This is a genomic window from Luteimonas sp. MC1572 (assembly GCF_016615815.1).
Lineage (GTDB): Bacteria > Pseudomonadota > Gammaproteobacteria > Xanthomonadales > Xanthomonadaceae > Luteimonas.
Genome location: NZ_CP067112.1, coordinates 1,818,994 through 1,841,288, shown reverse-complemented (window position 1 = coordinate 1,841,288; position 22,295 = coordinate 1,818,994). Strand labels below are relative to the sequence as shown.

Below are 22,295 nucleotides of genomic sequence, written 5' to 3'. Positions count from 1 at the left end.
CACTCCTGCAGGCGTCGGCAGGAGTTTCGGCTATCGTCCCCCGGATGACCATCTTTCTCACTGAATTCGCCCGCGCCCGGCTGTTCCCGCGCGAACCACGCGGCAACACCATCCAGGACTGCACGCCCGAGGCGTTCGAACGCCACCTCAACGCCGAGCCGCCACTCGAGGTGCTCGACGGCTACGCGCCGTTCTGCAAGCTGCACGTGCACCGCAACTGGACGAGCACCCGCTGCCTCGCGGTGCCGATCACCGACGCCAACCGCCACCTGCTGCGCTCCGACTACGAAGCGCGCACGCGCGCCGAGCTGCCCGTGCTGGTGCGCTGGTTCGAAGGCCTGGAGCCGCCGGTCGCGGACTACCTGATCCCGATCCTCTACAGCCGCGAACAGCTGGCGAAGGAGGGCACGGTGATCGATGCCGACTGGGGCGTGGTGGGCTGCATGTACACCGCGGAGCCCGTGGAAACGCCGATGGCGCCGATCACCATGATGCGCAACGCGCTCGGCGTGGACGAAGGCGGCTCCGGCGTGCATATCGATCGCGAGGCCTACCGCGCCAGCGTGGAGTTCTGGCGCACGCACGCAAACTGGCGCGGCTGACGCGGGCTCAGAAGCGCTCGCCCACCGGCAGGTAGCGCCAGGTGCCCACCGGCATCTTCGCCAGTGGCACCTTGCCGATGCGGATGCGGCGGATCGCCACCACGTCCAGCCCCACCTGGGCGCACATGTCGCGCAGCTGCCCGCCCTGCGCGCCCTTGATGGCGAAGCGCAGGCGGATCTCGTTCTGCCAGCTGACCTTGCACGGTGGCAGCGCGCGGCCGCCGTAGTGCAGGCCGTGGCACAGCCGGCGCAGGCCGTACGGCGCGATGTCGCCGCTCACCTCGACCACGTACTCGTGCTCGATCTCGTCGCCGTCCTCGGTCAGGCGCCGCCACACGCGGCCGTCCTGGGTGAACACCATCAGACCGCTGGCGTCGGCGTCCAGCGGCACCAGCGGCGTCAGGCGGTGGAAGTGGCGCTCGAGCAGGCGTTCGCCGGAGGGGTCGTCCTCCCAGCGCGTCTCCGGCTGCACCAGTGCCGCGGCGGCCCTGCGGCCGCTGATCGCGTCGTAGCCGACCGGCTTGTGCAGCAGGATGGTCGCCGGCTCCACGGCCTCGAGCTTCGCCGCGGGGTCGAGGTCGACGCTTTCGGTGGTCACCGGGTGCGCCGGGTCCTCCACCACGCGGCCGTCCACCGACACCCAGCCACCCTTGATGTACTGCTCGGCCTCGATGCGTGAGCAGCGGGCCAGGTCGGCCACGCGTTTGGCCAGTCGAAGCGGGTCGGACATCGGGAAACGCCGGAAGAATCTGGGCAGGCAGTGTAGCGATCCGCACGGGATTCAGTTTCATGAATCAGAGTGAGCCGGTTCGTCTCACGACGCGAGACGTCCCACTGCGACCCTCCGCCGATGCAGCTCACCGACAAGCTCGCCGTGCTGGCCGATGCCGCCAAATACGACGCGTCCTGCTCGTCGAGCGGCGGGGCGAAGCGTGACGCGCGCGGGACGCCCGGTGGCATCGGCTCCACCGGCGGCATGGGCATCTGCCACGCCTACGCGCCGGACGGCCGCTGCATCTCGCTGCTGAAGATCCTGCTGACCAACTTCTGCATCTACGACTGCGCCTACTGCATCAACCGGCGCAGCTCCAACGTGCGCCGCGCGCGCTTCAGCGTGGACGAGGTGGTGCGGCTGACCATGGATTTCTACCGCCGCAACTACATCGAGGGCCTGTTCCTGTCGTCGGGCATCATCCAGTCCGGCGACTACACCATGGAGCAGCTGGTGGAGGTGGCGCGGCGGCTGCGCGTGGAAGAGAAGTTCCGCGGCTACATCCACCTCAAGACCATTCCCGATGCTTCGCCGGAGCTGCTGGCCGCCGCCGGACGCTGGGCCGACCGGCTGAGCATCAACGTCGAGATGCCCACCGAGGGCGGGCTGAAGGCGCTGGCGCCGGAGAAGGACGCGCAGGGCATCCGCCGGTCGATGGGCCGGCTGCGGCTGGGCATCGAGGAGGCCAAGGCCGAGAAGAAGGCGCCGCGCTTCGCGCCGGCCGGGCAGAGCACGCAGATGATCGTCGGCGCGGACGCCGCCAGCGACCGCGACGTGCTGGAAACCAGCAGCACGCTCTACAACAGCTACCGGCTCAGGCGGGTGTACTTCTCGGCGTTCAGCCCGATTCCCGACGCCTCGCGCGCGCTGCCGCTGCGGCCGCCGCCGCTGCTGCGCGAGCACCGCCTGTACCAGGCCGACTGGCTGATGCGCTTCTACGGCTTCGAGGTGGGCGAGATCGCGCCGAGCGGCGCAGACGGCATGCTCGATCTCGACATCGACCCCAAGCTTGCGTGGGCGCTGCGCCACCGCGAGCAGTTCCCGGTGGACCTCGACACCGCGCCGCGCGAGATGCTGCTGCGCGTGCCGGGGCTCGGCGCCAAAACCGTGCACAAGCTGCTGGTGATGCGCCGCCATCGCCGCCTGCGCTACGACGACCTGGTGCGGTTGCGCGTGGCGATGGGCAAGGTGTCGCCCTTCATCTGCACGCCGGACCATCGCCCGCGCGGCGACGTGGAAAGCGCCGTGCTGCGCGCCGCGATGGCCGCGCCGCCGCGCCAGCCGGATCTGTTCGGACACTGATGCGCCGCGTCACGCTCGACGACGGCGCGGACCTCGCGCAGTGGCGGGATGCAGCACGCAGCCTGCTGGCCGATGACGTGCCGCCTGCCGAGGTGCTGTGGCAGGGAGGAGCGCAGGGCGATTTGCTCGGTGCGATGGCAATGGCGACGTCGGCGGCGGATGCCGGCATTGCAGGCACGCCGGCAGCCAGTCGCATGCCGGACGCGACGGGCACCCCGCGCGTATCCCGCGGGTTCCTCGCGCTCGCCACGCTGGTCATCGCCCATGCCGACCCGCAGCGCCACGCGCGGCTGTATCGCCTGCTGTGGCGGCTGGTGCACGGCGAACGCACGCTGCTGGCCATGGCGACCGATCCGGACGTGGCCTGGGCGCACGATGCCGCCAAGGCCGTGAGTCGCGAGAAGCACAAGATGAAGGCCTTCGTGCGCTTCCGCGAAGTCGCCGACGCCAGCGGCGCGGTCTACATCGCCTGGTTCGAGCCCGAACACGACGTGCTGCCGCAGGTCGCGCCGTTCTTCGTGCGCCGCTTCGCCGGCATGCGCTGGTCGATCCTCACCCCCACGCGCAGCGCGCACTGGGATGGCCAGGCGCTGCAACTGGGGGAAGGCGCGCACCGCGGCGAAGCGCCCGATGGCGACGCACTGGAAGAGCTGTGGCGCGTGTACTACGCCAACATCTTCAACCCGGCGCGGCTGAAGGTGGACGCGATGGTCAAGGAGATGCCGCGGCGCTACTGGAAGAACATGCCGGAGACGGCGCTGATCCCGGCGCTGGTCCGCGATGCCGGCGCTCGCATGCAGCAGATGGTGGACGCGGCGCCGACGGTCCCGCGCAAGGCGTTCCCGGCGCCGGACCTGCCGTCGCGCCCGCTGCCCGCAGGCGGGTTGCAGGGCGTGCACCAGGCCGTGTCCGCATGCCGTGCCTGCGCGCTGTGGCGTCCCGCCACGCAGGCGGTGCCCGGCGAAGGCCCGGCCGACGCGCGGGTCATGGTGATCGGCGAGCAGCCCGGCGACCAGGAGGACCTCGCGGGCCGTCCGTTCGTGGGGCCGGCGGGCAAGCTCTTCGACCGCGCGCTGCGTGAGGCCGGCATCGGCCGCGACACGTTGTACATCACCAACACCGTCAAGCACTTCAAGTACGCCCCGCGTGGCAAGCATCGCCTGCACGTGCGCGCGGACGCCGGAGAGCAGGCCGCCTGCCGTCCGTGGCTGGAGGCGGAACTTGCGCAGCTGCGCCCGCGCTTCGTGCTCTGCCTGGGCGCAATGGCGGGGCAGGCGCTGCTCGGCCCCGGCTTTGCCGTGTTGAAGCAGCGCGGGCGCTGGCACTCGACGGGTGATGGCCGTGCGGTCCTCGCAACGGTGCACCCGTCCTACCTGCTGCGGCTGCCCGCCGCCGCGCAGGCGCAGGCCTGGGACGCATTCCTGGCTGACCTGCGCATGCTGCGGAGCGCGTTGGATGGATAGGCGCGGCGGCACGCGTCAGACCACAGGGGATTTCGCCCATGACCGCCACGCGCCAACGTGCCGTGTTTTCGATCGCGCTGGCGGTCGGCCTCGCCAGCCTTGCCGCCTGCCAGGGCGAGGAGGCATCGCTGGCGTTCGATGGCGCCGAGACGCGCTCGGCCGCTGTCGGCGACTTCGCATTGAGGTCGACCTCTTTCGCCGACGGTGAGTCCATTCCTCGGCGCCACAGCGCGTACGGCGATGACATCTCGCCTGCGCTGGCGTGGCAGCCCGTGGAGGGCGCCGCGTCGTACGCGCTGGTGATGGAAGATCCCGACGCCGACCGGCCGGCGCCCTACGTGCACTGGGTCGCCTGGAACATCCCGGCAACGGCGACGGCGCTGGACGAGGGCTTGCGCGCGGATGCGCGGCTGGCTGCTCCAGCGGGCATGCAGCAGGGCCTCAACGACCGTGGGTCCACGGGGTACTTCGGCCCCAAGCCGCCGGCGGGCAGTGGCCTGCACCACTACCACGTGCAGCTGTTCGCGCTCGACACGACCCTCGACATCGCCGCCGACGCCGACCGCAACGCGCTGGTCAAGGCCATGCGCGGCCACGTGCTGGGCCGGGCGCGGCTGGTGGGCACGTACGCCGCGCCGGATGCGGCGCGCCCCTGATCAAGCCTGGCATTGCGACTTGCGGACGCGCTACTGCGTCCCGATGTGCCGCGCCAGGAATGTCTCGAGCCGCGTGTAGAAGGCGATATTGTTCGCGTCGCTGTAGAAGCCGTGTCCTTCGCGCGGCACCGGCATCCACTCGGGCGGCCGCCCCGCGTCCTCCAGTGCCTTCTTCATCGCCACTGCCTGCGAATACGGCGTGCGTTCATCGATCTCGCCGTGGGCGAGGAACACGGGCGCCTTGATCTTCGCGACCAGGGAGGTTGGTGAATTGGCTTGCAGCATGGCGTCGCCGCTGCCGATGGCGCGCGCGAAGTAGGCGCGGCCCTGCGCGGTGGAGGCGGTGTCGCTCCTGGTGGTGAATACCTTGAGGTCGTACAGCCCGGCCAGCCCTGCGGCGCACTTGATCAGCTCCGGTGCGCGTGCGGCGGTCATCATCGCCGAGTAGGCGCCGAAGCTGGCGCCGTAGGCGCAGACGCGTTCGGGATCGGCGTGGCCCTGGGCGATCGCCCAGCGCACGCCGTCGATCAGGTCGTCCTGGATCCGCGTGCCCCAGTTGTGGAAGCCGGCCTGGCGGAACCGGTAGCCGCGTCCCAGGCTGCCGCGGTAGTTGACCTGCAGGACCAGGTAGCCGCGACTGGCGAGGAACTGGGCATCCGTGTCGAAGCCCCAGGCATCGCCGTCGACGTGTGGCCCGCCGTGGGGAAGCAGCACCATTGGCATCGCCGACGGCTCCGCGGTTCCGGCCGGAATGGTGAGGTAGCCGTCGAGCTCCATGCCGTCGCTGGCCTTGAAGCGGAAGTAGCGGCGCTCGCCCATCCGCGCAGGATCGATGCCCTCGCGCGAGGCGAACAGCAGCTTGGCCGTCGCCAGCTTGCGGTCGAAGAGGTACCACATGCCCGGGTCGCGATCGCTGTAGACATGCAGCAGCGAGAGGTTGCCATCGGCGCTGTGGTTGGCATAGCTGACATGGTGCGAGGGGAACAGGTCGCGCAGCATGCGGTGCTCCTGCGCGTCGGATGAGGCCTCGTCGAAATAGACGACCCGCGGCCGCCCGTACATCAGCGTCGCCGCGAACGGCTGCCAGGACGCGTTCCACTCGACGCCGCCCACGCTTCCGAAGTCGTCCCTGGCGAGGGTCTCGCGCCTGGCCCCCGACGGGTCCGCCCTGACGAGAAACGAGGGCCCGTTGTCCACGCTGAGTGACGCGAAGACCGCGCCCCCGTCGGGGGTGATGGCGAATGGCGCAAACCGTCCCCCGGTGCGTTCCGCGGGCACCTGTTGCCAGTTCCGGCCTTCCGCGTCGGCCTGGTACAGCCGGAAGTTGTCGTGCTCGTCGGTGCCGGCGGCGAATCGCGGAACGCCCGCCTGATCGAGCACGAAGCCAAGGTCCTTGACGCCGATGTCGGCAACCAGGCGGTGGGTGGCGCGTCCTGTGTCCACGTCGTACAGCATGGAGCGGCCGCTGTTGCCCGAGAGCCTGCGCATGTAGAAGCGGTTGTCCAGCTCCAGCGGCACGCCATCGATATAGCCGAAGCCGCGCTCGAGGCCGGGCATGCGCGTGGACTGCTGGTAGCCGTAGATGTACTTCTGGTTGCTGCCGTCGTAATCGGTGGCGATGATCTCGCCCATCGCCCGTGGCTGCTCGCGTGCGCCATACAGCCGGCCCTTGGCGATCACCAGCCGCCGGTTGCTGACCCAGTGCATCTGCACCGGCAGTTCGTAGCGGGGCAATTTCAGCAGCGCGGTCTGCGCCATGTCGGCCACCCGGTGCACCACGATGGCGTGGTTGCCCTCGCCCAGGTTCGTGGACACCGCCACGTGCATCCCGTCGGGGGACAGGCGCGGCGAACTCCGCTTGTCGGCCACGGCGAACGCCTCGACGGGCACCGCGTCCGCGGCCTGGGCCCAGGCCGCTGCAAGTCCGAACATCGCCCCCACCACCACCGCTTGCCGCCAGCGTTCCATGTGTACCCCTGCGTTCCCGTTCCCCGGCTCGGGAGTGTCACCGAAATAGCGGCAGCCGGCACGGGGTCCGACCCCCTGCCGGCCGGCATATTGGAGCGCGCTCGGCCGGGTGCTCTACTGCGACGGTTTTCCATCCGCCTGTCCGACACCCAAGGAGTTCCACATGCAACGATCGCTGATCCCCGTCGCAGGCCTGGTGCTTGCCATGTCCATCTCCACCGCGCTCGCGCAGTCAACGCCAACGGCCGCCGAGCGCATCGCCGGCGTCGAGCTGATCAAGCGCGAGGCGCTGTTCGGCAACCCCGAGCGCGCGGTGGTGATGATCAGCCCGGACGGCAAGACCTTGAGCTGGGTGGCGCCGGTGGATGGCGTGATGAACGTCTGGGTGGCGCCGGCCGACAATCCCGCCGCCGCGCGTGCCGTCACCCAGGACACCGCGCGTGGCATCCGCAACTATTTCTGGTCGTACCTGCCGGACACGCTGCTGTACCTGCGCGACAGCGGTGGCGACGAGGACTTCCACCTCTTCAGCGTCAACGTCGCCACCGGCAAGACCACCGACCTGACTCCGTTCCCGAAGACCACGGCGCAGGTGACGGGCGCGAGCCACGCGCATCCGGGCACGCTGCTGGTCGGCATGAACGACCGCGACCCGAAGTGGCATGACCTCTACAAGGTCGACCTGGCCAGCGGCGAGCGCACGCTGGTGGAGAAGAACGACGACGAGATCGGCGCGTACCTGGCCGACGACGAACTGCAGGTGCGCTACGCCACGCGCGCGCGCGCCGACGGTGGGCAGGACATCCTGCAGCCGGACGGCAAGGCCGGCTGGAAGGTGTACTCGGATATTCCCTTCGAGGATTCGATGACCACCCAGCCTGCCGGCCTGACCGCCGACGGCAGCACGCTCTACATGCTGGATTCGCGCGGGCGCAATACCTCCGCGCTGTACGCCGTCGATGTCGCCAGCGGCGAACGCGCGCTGGTGCTGGAGGATGCGCGTGCCGACGTGGGCCAGGCACTGCCGCACCCGGTCACCGGCAAGGTGCAGGCGGTCGCGGTGAACTACCTGCGCGAGGAATGGCAGGCGGTCGACCCGGCCATCGCCGCGGACCTCGAAAAGCTGCAGGCCATCGGCCCCGGCGAGATCGGCGTCAACGCACGCACGCTTGATGACAGCACCTGGATCGTCACCTATTCGGCCGCCGACGCGCCGGTGGTCTATTACCGCTACGACCGCGCGGCCGGCGGCACGCTGACCAAGCTGTTCTCCGCGCGCCCCGCACTGGACGGCAAGCCGCTGGTGCCGCAGTGGCCGCAGGAGATCACCTCGCGCGACGGCAAGACCCTGGTCAGCTACCTGTCGCTGCCGAAGAGTGCTGACGCCGACGGCGACGGCAAGGCGGACGTGGCCGTGCCCTTGGTCCTGCTGGTGCACGGCGGCCCTTGGGCGCGCGACGAGTACGGCTACAGCGGCTTCAACCAGTGGCTGGCCAACCGCGGCTACGCCACGCTGGCGGTCAACTTCCGCGGCTCCACCGGATTCGGCAAGGAGTTCACCAACGCCGGCAACGGCGAGTGGGCCGCCAAGATGCACGACGATCTTCTGGACGCCGTGCAGTGGGCGGTCGACCAGGGTGTCACCACGCCGGACCAGGTTGCGATCATGGGCGGCAGCTACGGCGGCTACGCCACGCTCACCGGGCTGACCTTCACACCGGACACCTTCGCCTGCGGCGTGGACATCGTCGGCCCGTCCAACCTCAACACGCTGCTCAGCACCGTGCCGCCGTACTGGGCCAGCTTCTACGAGCAGCTGGCCAAGCGCATGGGCGACCCGCGCACGGAAGAAGGCAAGGCGTGGCTGACGGAACGTTCACCGCTGACGCACGCCGACCGCATCAGCAAGCCGCTGCTGATTGGGCAGGGCGCCAACGACCCGCGCGTGAAGCAGGACGAGTCCGACCAGATCGTCAAGGCGATGACCGCCAACAACATCCCGGTGACCTACGTGCTGTTCCCCGACGAAGGCCATGGCTTCGCGCGGCCGGAGAACAGCAAGGCGTTCAACGCCGTGGCAGAAGGCTTTCTCGCCAAGTGCCTGGGCGGCCGCGCCGAGCCGATCGCCGGTGACTTTGCCGGTTCCAGCATCAGCGTGCCCACCGGTGCCGAAGGCGTACCGGGCCTGCCGGAATCGCTGAAGGGTCACGATCAGGTGATCCGCAAGTAAGCGCTGATATGGTGCCCCTGCCATGGAGGGCGGGGGCCCAAACCGGTGACTGAAGCAGACGACACGCAGGTGGCCGACGGCGCCGCCGCCAACGGAGTCCAGCACACGATGAGCGAAAACAAGACCAGGGCGACCGACGCGAGCGTGTCGGCATTCCTCGCGGCCATCGAAGATCAGCAGCGCCGCGAAGACTGCCAGATGCTGCTCACCATGATGGCCAGGATCACCGGCAAGCGGGCGGGGATGTGGGGGCCGAGCATCGTCGGCTTCGACAGCTACCACTACCGGTACGAAAGCGGCCGCGAGGGCGACATGGCGGTCACCGGGTTCTCGCCGCGCAAGAACGACATCAGCGTCTACCTCACGGCAAGCGGCCCCGACCAGGGCGAGCTGCTCGCGCGGCTCGGTCGCCACAAGATGGGCAAGTCGTGCCTGTCCATCCGCAGGCTCTCCGACGTGGATCTCGATGTGCTCGAGAAGCTGATCTCGGGCTCCGTGGCGGAGGTCAGGCGCGTTCACGGCTAGATCGTCGCGCATCGCGCGACAGATCCGCTCCTGCTCGCTGCCTTCGCCATGACGCTCTCCCTACGCCCGGCCGACGCCCATGACTTCGCCTTCTGCGAATCGCTGAGCCGCCGCAACATGGCCACGTACCTTGCGGTGCGCGGCATTGCCTGGGATCCGGAGCGCTTCCGCTCCAGCTGGGCGCAGTTCGAGAACCTGGTGATCCTGGCCGGTTCCGACGCCGTCGGCCTGCTGCGGCTGCTGTCCGAAGACGACGCCCTCGGGCTGCGCGACCTGCAGCTTGTCCCCGAACGCCAATGCCAGGGCATCGGCACGTGGGCGCTACGGCAGGCGCAGGGCTTTGCCATCGGCCGCGGGCTCCGCTGCGTGCAGCTGCGGGTCTACGCCGAGAATCCGGCCCGCGCGCTGTATGCACGCCTGGGGTTCGCGGTCGAAGCGGTGGTGGACGGCACGGTGCACATGGCCTGGCCGGTGCCGCCTCGCGGCGCAGAGTGACAAGGCAGCCGGTTCGCTACTCGGTGGACGAGTTCCCGCAGCACTTCTTGTACTTCTTCCCGCTGCCGCAAGGGCACGGCGCGTTGCGCTCGGGCGTGGCTTCGCGGCGGATCGGCTCACGCGGCGTCAGCGCCTCGACGCGGTGGTGGTTGAGGTCGGCCAGCATGCCCGGCAGCCCGACGATGATTTCCAGGCGCTCGCGGTAGCTGATCGGCGTGGCCGGCGCGGACGGGTCTTCGGCGTCGATGACCTCGCCGCTGGCGAGCCGGTCGAGCAGGTCGAAGATGTCCTCCATCCAGTCGTTGTCGTCCAGCCAGGTGTCCCATTCCTGCTCGCGCAGCCCGACCGCGGCGAAGAAGCCCAGCGCCCAGTCGTGGCCGACGTCGAGCTCGTCCTCGCGCATTGCGTCCTCGCCGGTCAGGTCCGGATCTTCCGGCAGCCACATGAGCGGCGCGAGGTGGTCGGGCAGGTCGTCGTCGCCATGGCGCACGCGCGCGCTGCACATGTTCCAGTGGCCCATCAGCAGGTCCTGCACCTGGGCCTCTTCCTCGGCCGTCTCCCAGCGCCGCGGCTTGCCGCCCCAGACCACCGGCTGCCACTCCTCGGGCGGTACTGCCGACGGCCCGACCACAAGCGCCGACAGGAACCCGTCCAGCGCCTCCAGGTTGAAGCCCTTGAACGGGACCGCGCGCTGCTCAAGCAGGGCGGCAAGGCGCTCGATCTTGTCGTCGTCGAGGTAGGCGGGGGTGGTCATGGCGGGCATCGTGGCAGTCGGGGGAACGGGAGGCGCGCATGGTAGTCCGTAAGGCTCATTGCTGCCTTTGAATCGCGTCCAGCGTCTCATGCAGGGCCACCGCATCCCGGAAATGCGGTGCGCTGCGCGTGCCATGGCGGATGTCCCCGGCGATCAACGCATACATGCGCGCCACGTTGCGCGCCACGGCGTTGTCGGGCCAGCCTTCGTAGCTGCCGGGCGGCGGCATGAGCGCCGTCATCGCCGTCGCGTCGCCGTTCGCACCCGTCACCGCGAGCTGCTCCAGCTGGGCATGGCCGCTGGCGGCCGTCACCAGGATGTCGCCTTCGGTGCCGTTGATTTCCCAGAGCAGGTTCGTGCCGCGCGACATGCCGCCGCGGTAATGGATGGAGAACGCGGCCCCGCTGTCCAGCGTGCCCTGCACCAGCACCTGGTCGGGCGTGGTGGTGGGGATGGTCGTGCCGGCGTCGGTGACGTCGACGGTCTGGCGGCGGTTGACCAACCGTGCGGACAGGTGCCGGAAGCCGCCAAGCACGTCGCGGAAGCCGGCCAACGTGTGCCCGAGCGGGATGCTCAGCAGCGTGGCGCCGTTGTCGACGTCATAGAGATAGGCATGCGCGGCGTCGGTCATGGCGCCCCACTGGCCGCCGCTGCCCACCAGCGTGGTCGACAGCACCTCGCCCACGTATCCGCCGGCGACGAGGTCGCGGACGTGCTGCAGCTCCGGCGCCACGCGCATCTGCGTGCCGACCGCGGCCACCACGCCGCGTGCTTCGGCCAGGTCCGCCAGTTCTCGCGCTTCCTCCAGGCCGTTGCCCAGCGGCCACTCGCAGTACACGTGCTTGCCCGCGGCCAGCGCTGCGGTCACCAGGGCATGGTGGTGCGGCACCTTTACGGTGACCACCACGAGATCGACGTCGGGCGAGGCCACCAGCGCCTGCGCATTCTCGAACGCATGCGCAAGGCCGAAGGCGGTGGCGGCGCGTTCCGCGCTGGCCCGGCTGGTGTTGGCCACGCCCACCAGCTCGAAATCACCGGGCAGTGCCGCCAGTGCCGGCACGTGCGCCATGGCGGCCCAGTGGATGCCGGGGTTGAGGCCGATGATGCCGACACGGATGCGCGGGTTGCTCATGGAGACTCCTGTTGCCGGCAACGATGCGCCGATGGGGATCCGAGTCTGGCATGGTCGGATTACCGCCCGTGGTAGCGCTTCGCGTGGTGGCCCACATGGCCTGATCCGGCAGCGGATCGCGTACGCCTGATCGCAGGCGGGGGCGAATGGAACGCGCCGATCGGCGGTTCCAAGGGGCTGTGCATCCACTGGTTTCGGGAACGACCATGGCAACTTCCGACCGCTATTGCATGCCAGTGGGCAACATCGGCCAGGCGGAGCTCGATCTGCTGGAGTGCCTGCTTTGCATCGACCGCGGGCAACCGGTCGATTCCCGCGCCGGCGAGCTGCTCGAACGCCTGGTGGAAGCGGGCCTGGTAGACAGTTGCGACGGCCACCACGTGCTGACGCTGGCCGGCATCGAACGCTGCCGGTCGCTGCAGCACCGCATCGCCGCGGACAGGGAGGCGGCCAAGGTGCTGGCGGCGCGGGGCCTGATCCTTTCCTGATGCAGTGGGCACCGCGGCGCGCGTGGCCGCCGCGGTGCCGTGCGGGCGCATCGTCTACAGGTCCCGCGTGGAAACGCCGGTGCCGCAAAGCTCGACAAGGACGGTGTCGTTGGGCGCATAGCCGGTCGCGCGGACCGGGCCCGAGATGAGGTCGCCGTCATGGCTCATCTGAAGGTCGCGGTGGATCCGCGTGTAGCCGGTGTACACGCCGTCCAGGAACTGGTCGAAGCGCACGTCGGCGACGTACCGTCCGGTGTTGCGGTTGTACGACCACGTCCCCAGCCCGTGCGAGCGCTCGTAGTGGCCGGTGGGAATGTCCGCGCCTCCCGGCGGGAACCGCGGCATGTCCACCCAGGTGCCGCCGGCATTGAAAAGCAGGGTGTTGCGGACCTCCTGGAAGGGCACGGTGCTGCCACAGGGCCGGACTTCGGCATGGGTCAGCCACACACCCGCGATCCGGTTGCCCGCCGGGTGCGGCGGGCGGATCCTCGAGGCGTCCGTCTCTCCGGCCACGACCGGATTGGCGGCGAGGCACAGCGGGGCGAGGGCGAGGGCGAGCAGGGTGGCTCGGATGTTCATGGCAGGACTCCTGTCGTTGGGGGGTGCCCGCTTGACGGCGGGTATGCCGTTGTCGGCATTGCCGAGCTTCGGCCCGTCCCTGTCGGGAAGTCCTGCTAAATTCATGAAAAAAGCTGAAACCGCCGCCCCCGGAGCCGCCATGCCGGGCTCGCCTGCGCGCCATCGCCACTTCGGCCCGTATTGCCTGGACATCCAGGCACGGGAGCTGCGCGCGCGCGACGGCAGCGTGCTGCCGCTCACCGCCCGGGCGTTCGACACCCTGTGCTGCCTGGTGGACAACCGCGACCGGGTGGTGAGCAAGGACGAACTGCTGGCCACCGTCTGGGCGGGGCGCGTGGTGGAAGAGAACAACCTCACCCAGGCGGTGTCCACGCTGCGCCGCGTGCTGGGCGGCGGGCGCTACATCGCCACGGTGCCGGGGCGCGGCTACCGCTTTGTCGCTGACGTGGCCGACGGCGATGGCCACGCAGCCGCGCCGGTGCCGATGCCTGCGCCGTGGTGGGCCCGGCATGTGGCCGTGCCGGGCGCCGTGATGTTCCTGGTGGCGCTGCTGGCGGCGGTGGCGTGGTCGCTGTGGGACTGGCCGCCGCGGGCCGCTTCGCGCCCGGAAGCCGCGCTGGCTGTGCTGCCGTTCCGGGCACTCTCGGCGCCGGATGACGAGCTGCTCGGCCTCGGGCTGGCGGAAACCCTGATCACGCGGCTCGGTCGCTCCGGTGAGCTGCGCGTGCGTTCGCTCGCGTCATCGCAGCGCGTCGCCGGCGCGCATCCCGACGCGCAGCAGGCCGCAAGCCAGCTCGGCGCCACGCATGTCATCGAAGGATCGACCCAGCGCGTGGGCGGCAGCATCCGCGTCAATGCCCGCCTGGTCGCTGCGGACAGCGGTGCCATCGTCTGGGCGGATACCTTCGATACCGACGCGCAGCGCGTGTTCACCCTGCAGGACCGCATCGCCGGCGCGGTCACCGACGCGCTGGCGCTCTCGCCGATCGTGCTGCCGGAACGCGCTCGCAGCGCCTGCGACGGCGCTGATCCGCAGGCCTATCGCGCCTGGCTGCGCGGCCACCACCTGCTGCAGCGGCCCGATGCGGCCCGGCTGGAGCAGGCACTGGCGGCGTTCCGCAGCGCCATCGATCTCGACCCCGCCTGCACGCGCGCCTATGCCGGCCTGGCGCTTGCCTGGCGCGGCCTGGTGCATACCGATCGCGAACCCGCCGAGATGTTCCCGTTGGCCAAGGCGGCAGTGGCGCGCGCGCTGGAGATCGATCCGGAATCACCCGAGGCGCTGGTCGCGCAGGGGCGCAACCGCCATCTGTACGACTGGGACTGGCCCGGGGCGGAAACGTCGCTGCAGCAGGCGATCGCCTTGAATCCCAGCCTGATGGAAGCGCGCTTCGCGTATGCCCATCTGCTGGTGGACCTGGGCCGTTTCGAAGAAGGCCTGGCGCAGGCGCGCCAGGCAAGCGAGCTCGATCCGCTGTCGCCCATGATCAGTGCCCTGGAGGCCGGTTTCCTGACCGCGGCCCGGCAGCCGGAGGCGGCGCGGCTGCAGGTGGAACGTGCGCTCGCATTGCAGCCCGACTCGTGGATCGCGCTGCTGGTGCGCGGCGGCATGGCGCTGGATCGCGGCGACAGCGCCGCTGCGATCGCAGACCTGGAACGTGGCGCCGAACGCGCGCAGCGCACCAGCCAGATGCTCGCCGCACTGGCCGCCGCCTACGCCGCGGCGGGCGATCACGCGGACACCCTGGCCCTCCTGCGCGAGCTCGAGTCGCGCGCCGCGAAGGGCTACGTGCCCGCTACCAGCCTGGCCGCGGTGCACGTGGCGCTGGGCGACCGCGATGCCGCGCTCGACTGGCTCGAACGTGCCTGGCGCGAGCGCGACATCCGCATGGCGTTCCTCAAGGTCGACGCGCGCTGGAACGACGTGCGTGATGAGCCGCGATTCCAGGCGCTGTCACGTCGGCTCGGGCTGGAAGGCGGGCAGGCGTACGGCCGCTACTGAGGGCTCGCCGGTCGCGACCGCATGGTAAGGTCGCCGGTCTTTCTGGCCGGGTGATGCGGGTCATCCCGCGCGGCCATCGATGCCGGCCGATTCCCTCGGGGGGGAGCGAGATGTCGACACTGATCGCCGCCTGCGGACCATGACGCGCGCATGAGCCGGTACTGTTGCGTCGCCCTGCTGTGGCTGGCACTGGTCGGCGCGCCGGTGTTCGCCGCGGACGCGCCGGAGGCGGCGGTGGCGGAGATCGAGCGGCTGGGAACCACGGCGCACTGGCGCGACTCCGATGCCAGGATCGCGGCGCTGGCTTCGCGGCCGCAGGCCTTGACCGCTGAGCAGCGGCAGCGGATCGACCATGTGCGCCTGCGCAACCTGGCCCTGGCCGGCCAGCAGCCCGCCGCGCTGGACGGTCTGGTGGAGTTGCTGCGCCAGGACCTGCCCGCGCCGCTGCGCGTGCGCGTGTACACCACGGCCATCAGGGTGGCCGCCAACCTGGAGCGCTGGACGCTGGCGTTTGGCTTGCTCGGCGAGGGCCTGACGCACCTTCCGCAGGCACCGGCGGAATCGGCCCGATTGCTTGGCGCCGCGAGCTACCTGCACACCCTGGTGGGCGAAACCGGGAAGGCGCGCGACCTTGCCCTGCGTGCCCTTGCCCATGTCGACGCCGACGGTGACCCCGGCGCGCTGTGCCGGGCCGTGACGGACGTGGCGATGGCCGCGGACCACGCCAGCGATCCCCGCGAAGCCGAAGCGTGGCGACATCGCCAGATCGATGCCTGCACCCGCGCCGGCGACCTGGTCATGATCGCCAACGGCAAGCTCGGCGTCGGCAAGACGGCGGCCCGCCAGGAACGCCATGCGGAGGCGCTGGACTGGTCCCGCCGGGCGCTCGCGGACTTCGAGGCCGCCGGTTTCGGGGCCGGCGCCTGGAGCGCGAGGCTGGCAGTGGCGGAGGGCCTGATCGAATCCAGCAGCGGGCCTGGGGAGGCGGAGGCGCTGCTGGCCGACACACTGGCTTATTACAGCGACCATGACGCCCACTTCGCGATAGCCGAGACCGAAGAGCTGATCGCCCGCCTGGCCGAACGGCGCGGCGAGCCTGTCCAGGCGCTCGCCCATTTCAAGCGTTCCATGGCGGCATCCGAGGCGGCCGAACGCGATGCCCGCGAGCGCCGGCTGGCCTACCTGCAGGTCGAGTTCGATACCCGGTTGAAGGAGCAGCAGATCGCGCTGCTCGAAGCCGAGAAGGAGCTGGCCGCGGTGCAGGCCACCGCAACCCGGCGCCGCCAGCTGTTGCTGGCCGGCGGAATGGGCGGGATGCTGGTCATCGCGATCCTGCTGTTCGGCCTGCTGCGCCGGTCGATCCGCGAGCGCCGCCGCTACCGCTGGCAGTCCCAGCACGATGGACTGACCCGCCTGTACAACTATCAACAGGTGCGCAGGCTCGGCGCGAAGGCATTCACGCGTGCGCGCGGCGATGGCCGCCCGTTCACCGCGATCGTCGCCGACATCGACAAGTTCAAGCAGGTCAATGACGATTACGGACACGCCGCGGGCGACGAGGCGCTGCGTTCGCTCGGCGCATGGATCACCGACATCGTCGGCGGGCAGGGCATTGCCGGCCGCAGCGGCGGCGACGAGTTCACGATCCTGCTGGACGCGGATGCCGCGACCGCCGGGGCGCTCATGGAGCGCCTGCGAGCGCGGATCGAACCGGTCACGGTGTTCGGGCAGCGCGTCGACTTCAACGTCAGCGCGGGTATCTGCCAGGACGATGGCGAGACCGCGTCGCTGGAACAGCTGATCCACCGCGCCGACCGCGCGCTGTACCGCGCAAAGCACGGAGGGCGCGACCGTGTGGTGCTGGCGCGCGCACCAGGCGCGGATGCGACCGCCGGCTAGGCGGTGCAGCCGGGTTTCAGTCGCGTTCCAGCAGCGGCTTGCGCGGCATGCGCTCTTCGCGCGTGGCCGCGTGATAGACGAACGAGGCGACGATGGCCGCGGCCTGCTTGAGGTCTTCCGGCTCCACATGGTCCCAGGTGTCGAGGTGGCTGTGGTGGACGTTGGTGAAGTAGTCCAGCCGGTCCTGGATGAACTGGAAGCCGGGCAGCCCGACGCGGTCGAACGGAATGTGGTCGGTGCTGCCGGTGTTGCGCGTGGCCACCGTGGTGGCACCCACGTCATGGAACGGCGCCAGCCAGGCCTGGAAGATCGGCACCGCGGCCAGGTTCTCCTGGGCGTAGATGCCGCGGAAGCGGCCCGAGCCGTTGTCCATGTTGAAGTAGGCCGAGAAGCGCTCGTAGTCGCGCTTTTTCTGCAGCGGGCCGGTGGGCTCGCGCAGCGAGCCGGGCAGTGCCTGCTGCGCCGGATCGGTGGGTTCCGGATACGCGGCGAAATGACGCGCCACATGCCACTGCGAGCCGACCAGGCCCTGTTCCTCGCCGCTCCACAGCGCCACGCGGATGGTGCGGTCGGGCCGCGCGCCCACCGCCTTGAGGATGCGCATGGCCTCCATCATCACCGCGACGCCCGCGGCGTTGTCGGCGGCGCCGGTGCCGGTGTGCCACGAGTCCATGTGCGCACCGAGCATGACGATCTCGCCGGCCTTGCCGCCGCGGCCGGGGATTTCGGCGAGCGTGTTGTAGCCGGGCTGGTCGGCTTCGTCGGTGAAGCGTGCGTCCACGTCGACGCGCAGCTTGACCGTCTGTCCGCGCTCCACGGCGCGTACCAGCGGGTTGTAGTGCTCGGCCGCCATGGCCAGCTCCGGGATGCCCGCCGATTCGCCGGCCTTGCGCGAACCGCCGCCGCCAACGCGGATGATGCCGTTGTCCCAGCCGCTGATCGACAGCGCAGCCAGCGCGCCTTCGGCGACGAAGAATTCGTTGGTCGCCTTGGCCAGCCCGGTGCGCTCGGTGTATTCCTTTGCGCGCTTGGCGCGGCTGTCCTTCTCGTCCTTGGGCACGGAGAACGCCTGCAGCTCGGCCAGGCCGGCGTCGTCGTGACGGTGCGAATCCGCCTTCTCGCCGCGCACGTACTCGCGCGCTTCGCTCAGCAGCAGGATCTTCCCCGCCAGCTTGCCCTTGTACTTGTCCAGGTCCCCGCGCGTCTTGATGGTGACGACCATCGCCTCGCCTTCGACCGGACCGGCGGTGCCGGGCGTCCAGGCCTTGGGCAGCGCGTGCAGCGGCTGCGTGCGCGGGCCGAGCATCTGCACGCTGGCGTGGCTGAACTCCCAGCCGCGGCCAAAGCCGTCAAAGGCCTCGTCGCGCACGTTGGCCAGGCCCCAGGCGTTGAACCTGCCGCGCGTCCAGGCGTTGGCTTCGGCCATCTGCGGGGAGTTGGTGAGGCGCGGGCCGATGGCCTCGGTGAGGTGGCTGAAGGTCGCCATCACCTGCGAATTGTGGAACGCCTCCTGGCGGATACGGCTGACCATGTCCAGGTCGACGGGCTCGCTGGCCGTGGCCAGGCCGTTGGCTGCAAGGCAGAGCAGCATCGCGCAACGCTTCAACATTCAGTACCCCTGGCGCCCGGGAAGGGCGCGCCAAAGGCAACGACTGTAGCGGTCGCCGGCGCGATGCTCGCCGGTCGTTAGTCACGCCCGGCCGGAGATCTCGCGCACCGCGCGCACGGCACGTTCGACTTCGTCGGCGGTATTGACCAGGCTCGGCGCCAGCCGCGCGTAGGTGACGGCATACGGGCTCGTGCTGGCGACGATGTTGCGCGCGAACAGTTGCCTGACCACGTCCGCGGGGCTCACGCCGGCCACTTCGAACGCCACCAGGCCGGCCGAAAGCCCGGGCGAGATCGGTGTGTGCAGCTTGACCTTGGGGTTGGCTGCCAGTCCGGCCTTGCACTGGTCGTTGAGCTCGCGGATGCGGCCGGCCACGCGCGCGCGGCCCATCTGCCGGTGCATGGCGAATGCGGCGGCGGTCGCCCACTGGTGTTCGAACGCATGGAAGCCGCCGGGCGCCATGCGGTCGGCGTTGGTGGGAGACGCCACCGGGGCCTGTCGCTCCCAGGCCTGGTACTGGTCCAGGTCGCTGAAGCTCGGGATCACCGGGCGCAGGCGCGCCCAGTTGTCGGCATTGGCCCAGACCAGGCCGGTGCCGCGCGGCGCGAACATCCACTTATGGGTGCCGGCGCAGAAATAGTCGCAGCCCAACCCGGCCACGGTTTCGTCGGTGGAGCCAAGGCCGTGCACGCCGTCCACCACCAGCAGGAGCGGCGGGCCGCTGCGCGCGCGCAGCGCGGCGGCAAGCTCGCGGATCGGCAGGCGCATGCCGGTGCTGGAATGCACCCAGGTCAGGCCCACCACGCGCGTCTTCGGGCCGATGCCCTTGAGCAGGGCGTCGACCATGGCATCGGTGCTGGCGGTGGCCGCGTCGCTGTACAGCGGCACCATGCGCATCGTGGCGCCGGAGCGCTGGTTGGCCAGCCGGATCGACTCGTGGTGCGAGTAATGGTCGTGGGTGGTGCACAGCACTTCGTCGCCGGCCTTGAGCGGCAGCCCGTGATAGACGAGCGCGAGCCCGGTCGTGGTGTTGCCGGTCAGGCACACGTCCTGCGGGCGCGCGCCGAGATAGTCGGCGACCTCGGCCTGCACCTTCATCTGCACGTTGTGTTCGGCTTCCGCGAACAGGCCGTGTTCGACCACGTGGAACGGGTTGCGGTCGATCGCGCGGCGATAGCCTTCGATGGCGTCGCGCACCGGCACTGGATGGCTGGCGATGAAGAAGCTGGCGAGATGCATCAGGGCAGGGTCGAGCGAGAACTGCGCGCGCACGCGCTCCCAGGTGGACAGGTCGGGGGCCGCTGGGGTCTCGGCCTGCAGCGCGGCCAGCAGCGCGCCCGGCAGCACCGCGGCGGCGAGTGCGGCGTTGGCCGCGAGGAATTCACGTCGTGTCACCTGCATCGACCATCCTTCGTGCCGGGAGTCCAGACAGGCCAACGCGGTACCGCGCGGACGGCGGTCAGGCCGCGCTGCCGGCAGTCGGCAGGGATGGCTAGAATTGCCGGCCCACTCCTCCCGAGCGCCCCGATGCGGATCGTCCACTCGCCCTTGCACCTGCGCCACGACGGCGGCATGGAACTCCATCGCGGCGCGCTGGTGCCCTGCTACGAGATGCCGGCGCGCGCCGAGTACATCCGCGAGGCGCTGGTGGATGCCGGACACGCGCTGGTGGCGCCGCGCGACTTCGGCATGGACGCGCTGTCGGGCGTGCACGATGCGGGCTTCGTCGAGTTCCTGCGCACCGCATATCCGCGCTGGCGCGAGGACGGTCGCGACGGCTTCATGCTGCCGAGCGGCTTCCCGGCGCGGGGCCTGCGCCGCGACCGCGTGCCGTCCGGCATCAACGGCGCGATGGGCTATTACGCGTTCGATGCCGGCACGCCGATTGTCGAAGGTACCTGGGATGCCGCCTTTGCCGCGGCGCAGTGCGCCATGACCGCCGCCGCGCTGGTCGCCGAAGGCGAGCGATCCGCCTACGCGCTGTGCCGCCCGCCGGGCCACCACGCCGGGCGCAGCGTGTATGGCGGCTACTGCTTCCTCAACAACGCCGCGCTCGCCGCGCAGCAGCTGCGCGAACGCGGCTTCGGCAAGGTGGCGTTGTTCGACGTCGACTACCACCACGGCAACGGCACCCAGGACATCTTCTGGGAGCGCGACGACGTGCTGTTCGTGTCCATCCACGGCACGCCCGAGACCGAGTACCCGTACTTCCTCGGCTATGCCGACGAGACCGGCGCCGGCGCGGGCGAGGGCTGCACGCTCAACCTGCCGCTGCCGCGCGGCACGGACTGGGAGGCGTACAGCGCCGCGCTCGACACCGCGCTGCAGGCGATCACGGACTTCGGCGCGGACGCGCTGGTGGTGTCGCTGGGCGTGGACATCTACGAAGGCGATCCGATCAGCGAGTTCAAGCTGGGCCCGGAGCGCTTCCCGCAGCTGGGCGCGCGGCTCGCGTCGCTCGGCCTGCCGACGGTGCTGGTGCAGGAAGGCGGTTATGCGGTGCGCGAGATCGGCACCAATGTCGCCGGTGTGCTCGGCGCCTTCGGCCCCGCCTGATCGAGGCGCACGCTCCACCACGCCACCGCGAGTCCGGCAACCGTCAGCAACGCGGCAACCCACGGCACCGCGCCCAGGCCCGGTCCGTGCACGATCACCATGCCGCCCAGCCACGCGCCGATGGCATTGCCCAGGTTGAACGCGGCGATATTGAAGCTGGACGCGAGGTTCTCGCCGCCGCCTTCGGCCTTCTGCAGCACGCGCAGCTGCAGCGGTGCGACGGTGGCGAACGCGGCCACGCCGAGCAGGCCGGTGAACAGCACCGCCGCGGTCGGGCTGTGCAGCGCGAACGTCATCAGCGCCAGCACCGCCGCCAGCGCGGCGAGCGTGCCGAGCAGCGTGGCCACCGGGCGGCGGTCGGCCAGGCGGCCGCCGGCGAGGTTGCCGACGATCATGCCGACGCCGAACACCAGCAGGATCGGTGACACCGCGGCGTCGGCAAAGCCGCTGATCCGGGTCAGGATCGGCTGGATGTACGTGAACACCGCGAACAACCCGGCGTAGCCGAACACCGTGGCCAGGAGCCCGAGCAGTACCTGCGGGCGGCCGAGCACGCGCACCTCGTCGCGCAGCCGCGGCCGGATGCGTTCGCCGCGCTCGCGCGGCACCAGCAACGCGACCACCAGCGTGGCCAGCACGCCGATCCCGGCCACCGCCCAGAACGTCGCGCGCCAGCCGAAATGCAGCCCGATCCAGGCCCCGGCCGGCACCCCGAGCAGGGTGGCGATGGTCAGCCCGGTGAACATGATGGAGATCGCCGAGGCCTTGCGTTCCGGCGCCACCAGCCCGGTCGCCACCACTGCGCCGATGCCGAAGAACGTGCCATGCGCCAGCGAGGTGACCACGCGCGCGGCCATCAGCCACGCGTAGTCCGGCGCCAGCGCACAGGCCAGGTTGCCGAGCGTGAACACCACCATCAGCGCGACCAGCGCGGCCTTGCGCGGCAACCTGCTGCTGGCCGCGGTCAGCAGCGGAGCTCCGACGAACACGCCCAGCGCATAGCCGGAGATCAGCAGCCCTGCAGCGGCGATGGTGACACCGAGGTCGTCGGCCACCTGCACCAGCAGCCCCATGATCACGAACTCGGTGGTGCCGATGCCGAAGGCGCCGATGGCGAGCGCGTACAGCGCCAGCGGCATGGCGGGGCGTGGAGAGGCGGTGGAGGCGGGCATGGGCATGGGATCGACACGGGGTGGCAAGGGCGGGATGCGCAGACTGCCGCGTTGCATTGCCGTTTAAAACCGTCAAAATACGCGATCAGTA

General features: G+C 70.2%; 19 protein-coding genes. 11 read left to right on the top strand and 8 right to left on the bottom strand.

The window, feature by feature from the left end:
* The first annotated feature begins 44 nt into the window (after positions 1–44).
* A complete protein-coding gene (locus JGR64_RS08360; RefSeq protein WP_199372911.1) occupies positions 45–602 on the top strand; it encodes a DUF3228 family protein in 558 nt (185 codons plus the stop codon).
* A 7-nt stretch (positions 603–609) separates the two neighbouring features.
* Here JGR64_RS08360 and JGR64_RS08355 read toward each other — a convergent pair whose 3' ends face one another.
* The gene (locus tag JGR64_RS08355; protein ID WP_199372910.1) at positions 610–1,332 is read right to left on the bottom strand and encodes an rRNA pseudouridine synthase; all 723 of its coding nucleotides are present in this window, start codon (positions 1,330–1,332) and stop codon (positions 610–612) included.
* 120 nt (positions 1,333–1,452) lie between these two features.
* Here JGR64_RS08355 and JGR64_RS08350 point away from each other — a divergent pair, with 120 nt between their 5' ends.
* Genes JGR64_RS08350 through JGR64_RS08340 form a run of 3 tightly spaced genes read left to right on the top strand, consistent with a single transcriptional unit; the run spans position 1,453 to position 4,795 of the window.
* Positions 1,453–2,676: a putative DNA modification/repair radical SAM protein gene (locus tag JGR64_RS08350; RefSeq protein ID WP_199372909.1), complete on the top strand. Its 1,224-nt coding sequence runs from the start codon at positions 1,453–1,455 to the stop codon at positions 2,674–2,676.
* Positions 2,676–4,139 carry a UdgX family uracil-DNA binding protein gene (locus tag JGR64_RS08345; protein ID WP_199372908.1) on the top strand — a complete coding sequence of 488 codons (1,464 nt, stop codon included), beginning with the start codon at positions 2,676–2,678 and terminating at the stop codon, positions 4,137–4,139. The genes JGR64_RS08350 and JGR64_RS08345 overlap by 1 nt, the downstream gene beginning before the upstream one ends.
* Before the next feature lie 38 nt (positions 4,140–4,177).
* Complete coding sequence (locus JGR64_RS08340) at positions 4,178–4,795, top strand: YbhB/YbcL family Raf kinase inhibitor-like protein (protein WP_199372907.1); 618 nt, start codon at positions 4,178–4,180, stop codon at positions 4,793–4,795.
* Between the two features lie 30 nt (positions 4,796–4,825).
* On the opposite strand, the gene JGR64_RS08335 is transcribed toward JGR64_RS08340, so the two are convergent.
* Complete coding sequence (locus tag JGR64_RS08335; protein ID WP_199372906.1) at positions 4,826–6,763, bottom strand: prolyl oligopeptidase family serine peptidase; 1,938 nt, start codon at positions 6,761–6,763, stop codon at positions 4,826–4,828.
* A gap of 163 nt (positions 6,764–6,926) precedes the next feature.
* On the opposite strand from JGR64_RS08335, the gene JGR64_RS08330 reads away from it, so the two are divergent.
* From JGR64_RS08330 to JGR64_RS08320, 3 genes are read left to right on the top strand one after another with little or no spacing between them, the layout of a single operon-like run.
* The gene (locus JGR64_RS08330; RefSeq protein WP_199372905.1) at positions 6,927–8,993 is read left to right on the top strand and encodes a S9 family peptidase; all 2,067 of its coding nucleotides are present in this window, start codon (positions 6,927–6,929) and stop codon (positions 8,991–8,993) included.
* Between the two features lie 45 nt (positions 8,994–9,038).
* Complete coding sequence (locus JGR64_RS08325; protein ID WP_199372904.1) at positions 9,039–9,518, top strand: DUF1801 domain-containing protein; 480 nt, start codon at positions 9,039–9,041, stop codon at positions 9,516–9,518.
* Between the two features lie 48 nt (positions 9,519–9,566).
* Positions 9,567–10,013, top strand: a complete 447-nt coding sequence (locus tag JGR64_RS08320; RefSeq protein WP_199372903.1) for a GNAT family N-acetyltransferase — start codon at positions 9,567–9,569, stop codon at positions 10,011–10,013.
* A 16-nt stretch (positions 10,014–10,029) separates the two neighbouring features.
* Here the strand turns inward: JGR64_RS08320 and JGR64_RS08315 are convergent, their stop codons facing one another.
* Together JGR64_RS08315 and JGR64_RS08310 are read right to left on the bottom strand one after the other, a co-directional pair.
* Complete coding sequence (locus JGR64_RS08315; RefSeq protein WP_199372902.1) at positions 10,030–10,767, bottom strand: UPF0149 family protein; 738 nt, start codon at positions 10,765–10,767, stop codon at positions 10,030–10,032.
* Positions 10,768–10,822: 55 nt separating this feature from the next.
* The gene (locus JGR64_RS08310) at positions 10,823–11,899 is read right to left on the bottom strand and encodes a Gfo/Idh/MocA family oxidoreductase (protein WP_199372901.1); all 1,077 of its coding nucleotides are present in this window, start codon (positions 11,897–11,899) and stop codon (positions 10,823–10,825) included.
* A 206-nt stretch (positions 11,900–12,105) separates the two neighbouring features.
* Here JGR64_RS08310 and JGR64_RS08305 point away from each other — a divergent pair, with 206 nt between their 5' ends.
* Positions 12,106–12,387 carry a hypothetical protein gene (locus JGR64_RS08305; RefSeq protein ID WP_199372900.1) on the top strand — a complete coding sequence of 94 codons (282 nt, stop codon included), beginning with the start codon at positions 12,106–12,108 and terminating at the stop codon, positions 12,385–12,387.
* 54 nt (positions 12,388–12,441) lie between these two features.
* On the opposite strand, the gene JGR64_RS08300 is transcribed toward JGR64_RS08305, so the two are convergent.
* Positions 12,442–12,966, bottom strand: a complete 525-nt coding sequence (locus JGR64_RS08300) for a hypothetical protein (RefSeq protein ID WP_199372899.1) — start codon at positions 12,964–12,966, stop codon at positions 12,442–12,444.
* A gap of 139 nt (positions 12,967–13,105) precedes the next feature.
* On the opposite strand from JGR64_RS08300, the gene JGR64_RS08295 reads away from it, so the two are divergent.
* Both JGR64_RS08295 and JGR64_RS08290 read left to right on the top strand, forming a co-directional pair.
* A complete protein-coding gene (locus tag JGR64_RS08295; RefSeq protein ID WP_199372898.1) occupies positions 13,106–14,968 on the top strand; it encodes a winged helix-turn-helix domain-containing protein in 1,863 nt (620 codons plus the stop codon).
* A gap of 150 nt (positions 14,969–15,118) precedes the next feature.
* A complete protein-coding gene (locus JGR64_RS08290) occupies positions 15,119–16,867 on the top strand; it encodes a GGDEF domain-containing protein (protein ID WP_199372897.1) in 1,749 nt (582 codons plus the stop codon).
* A gap of 16 nt (positions 16,868–16,883) precedes the next feature.
* On the opposite strand, the gene JGR64_RS08285 is transcribed toward JGR64_RS08290, so the two are convergent.
* Together JGR64_RS08285 and JGR64_RS08280 are read right to left on the bottom strand one after the other, a co-directional pair.
* Positions 16,884–18,476 (bottom strand): M20/M25/M40 family metallo-hydrolase, encoded by a 1,593-nt coding sequence (locus tag JGR64_RS08285; RefSeq protein ID WP_199372896.1) that lies wholly within the window; start codon positions 18,474–18,476, stop codon positions 16,884–16,886.
* An 81-nt stretch (positions 18,477–18,557) separates the two neighbouring features.
* Complete coding sequence (locus JGR64_RS08280) at positions 18,558–19,877, bottom strand: aminotransferase class V-fold PLP-dependent enzyme (RefSeq protein WP_199372895.1); 1,320 nt, start codon at positions 19,875–19,877, stop codon at positions 18,558–18,560.
* A 126-nt stretch (positions 19,878–20,003) separates the two neighbouring features.
* On the opposite strand from JGR64_RS08280, the gene JGR64_RS08275 reads away from it, so the two are divergent.
* On the top strand, positions 20,004–21,032 hold the full coding sequence (locus JGR64_RS08275; protein WP_199372894.1) for a histone deacetylase family protein: 1,029 nt from the start codon (positions 20,004–20,006) through the stop codon (positions 21,030–21,032).
* On the opposite strand, the gene JGR64_RS08270 is transcribed toward JGR64_RS08275, so the two are convergent.
* Complete coding sequence (locus JGR64_RS08270; protein WP_233348019.1) at positions 20,969–22,204, bottom strand: MFS transporter; 1,236 nt, start codon at positions 22,202–22,204, stop codon at positions 20,969–20,971. The genes JGR64_RS08275 and JGR64_RS08270 overlap by 64 nt on opposite strands.
* Positions 22,205–22,295: the final 91 nt, after the last annotated feature.

Bases quoted from the DNA above. Each gene is read 5' to 3' on its own strand.
- JGR64_RS08285 (WP_199372896.1), bottom strand. From the start codon at position 18,476: ATGTTGAAGCGTTGCGCGATGCTGCTCTGCCTTGCAGCCAACGGCCTG.
- JGR64_RS08300 (WP_199372899.1), bottom strand. From the start codon at position 12,966: ATGAACATCCGAGCCACCCTGCTCGCCCTCGCCCTCGCCCCGCTGTGC.
- JGR64_RS08270 (WP_233348019.1), bottom strand. From the start codon at position 22,204: ATGCCCGCCTCCACCGCCTCTCCACGCCCCGCCATGCCGCTGGCGCTG.
- JGR64_RS08280 (WP_199372895.1), bottom strand. From the start codon at position 19,877: ATGCAGGTGACACGACGTGAATTCCTCGCGGCCAACGCCGCACTCGCC.
- JGR64_RS08320 (WP_199372903.1), top strand. From the start codon at position 9,567: ATGACGCTCTCCCTACGCCCGGCCGACGCCCATGACTTCGCCTTCTGC.
- JGR64_RS08340 (WP_199372907.1), top strand. From the start codon at position 4,178: ATGACCGCCACGCGCCAACGTGCCGTGTTTTCGATCGCGCTGGCGGTC.
- JGR64_RS08295 (WP_199372898.1), top strand. From the start codon at position 13,106: ATGCCGGGCTCGCCTGCGCGCCATCGCCACTTCGGCCCGTATTGCCTG.
- JGR64_RS08310 (WP_199372901.1), bottom strand. From the start codon at position 11,899: ATGAGCAACCCGCGCATCCGTGTCGGCATCATCGGCCTCAACCCCGGC.
- JGR64_RS08350 (WP_199372909.1), top strand. From the start codon at position 1,453: ATGCAGCTCACCGACAAGCTCGCCGTGCTGGCCGATGCCGCCAAATAC.
- JGR64_RS08335 (WP_199372906.1), bottom strand. From the start codon at position 6,763: ATGGAACGCTGGCGGCAAGCGGTGGTGGTGGGGGCGATGTTCGGACTT.
- JGR64_RS08305 (WP_199372900.1), top strand. From the start codon at position 12,106: ATGGCAACTTCCGACCGCTATTGCATGCCAGTGGGCAACATCGGCCAG.
- JGR64_RS08345 (WP_199372908.1), top strand. From the start codon at position 2,676: ATGCGCCGCGTCACGCTCGACGACGGCGCGGACCTCGCGCAGTGGCGG.
- JGR64_RS08360 (WP_199372911.1), top strand. From the start codon at position 45: ATGACCATCTTTCTCACTGAATTCGCCCGCGCCCGGCTGTTCCCGCGC.
- JGR64_RS08275 (WP_199372894.1), top strand. From the start codon at position 20,004: ATGCGGATCGTCCACTCGCCCTTGCACCTGCGCCACGACGGCGGCATG.
- JGR64_RS08330 (WP_199372905.1), top strand. From the start codon at position 6,927: ATGCAACGATCGCTGATCCCCGTCGCAGGCCTGGTGCTTGCCATGTCC.
- JGR64_RS08355 (WP_199372910.1), bottom strand. From the start codon at position 1,332: ATGTCCGACCCGCTTCGACTGGCCAAACGCGTGGCCGACCTGGCCCGC.
- JGR64_RS08290 (WP_199372897.1), top strand. From the start codon at position 15,119: ATGAGCCGGTACTGTTGCGTCGCCCTGCTGTGGCTGGCACTGGTCGGC.
- JGR64_RS08315 (WP_199372902.1), bottom strand. From the start codon at position 10,767: ATGACCACCCCCGCCTACCTCGACGACGACAAGATCGAGCGCCTTGCC.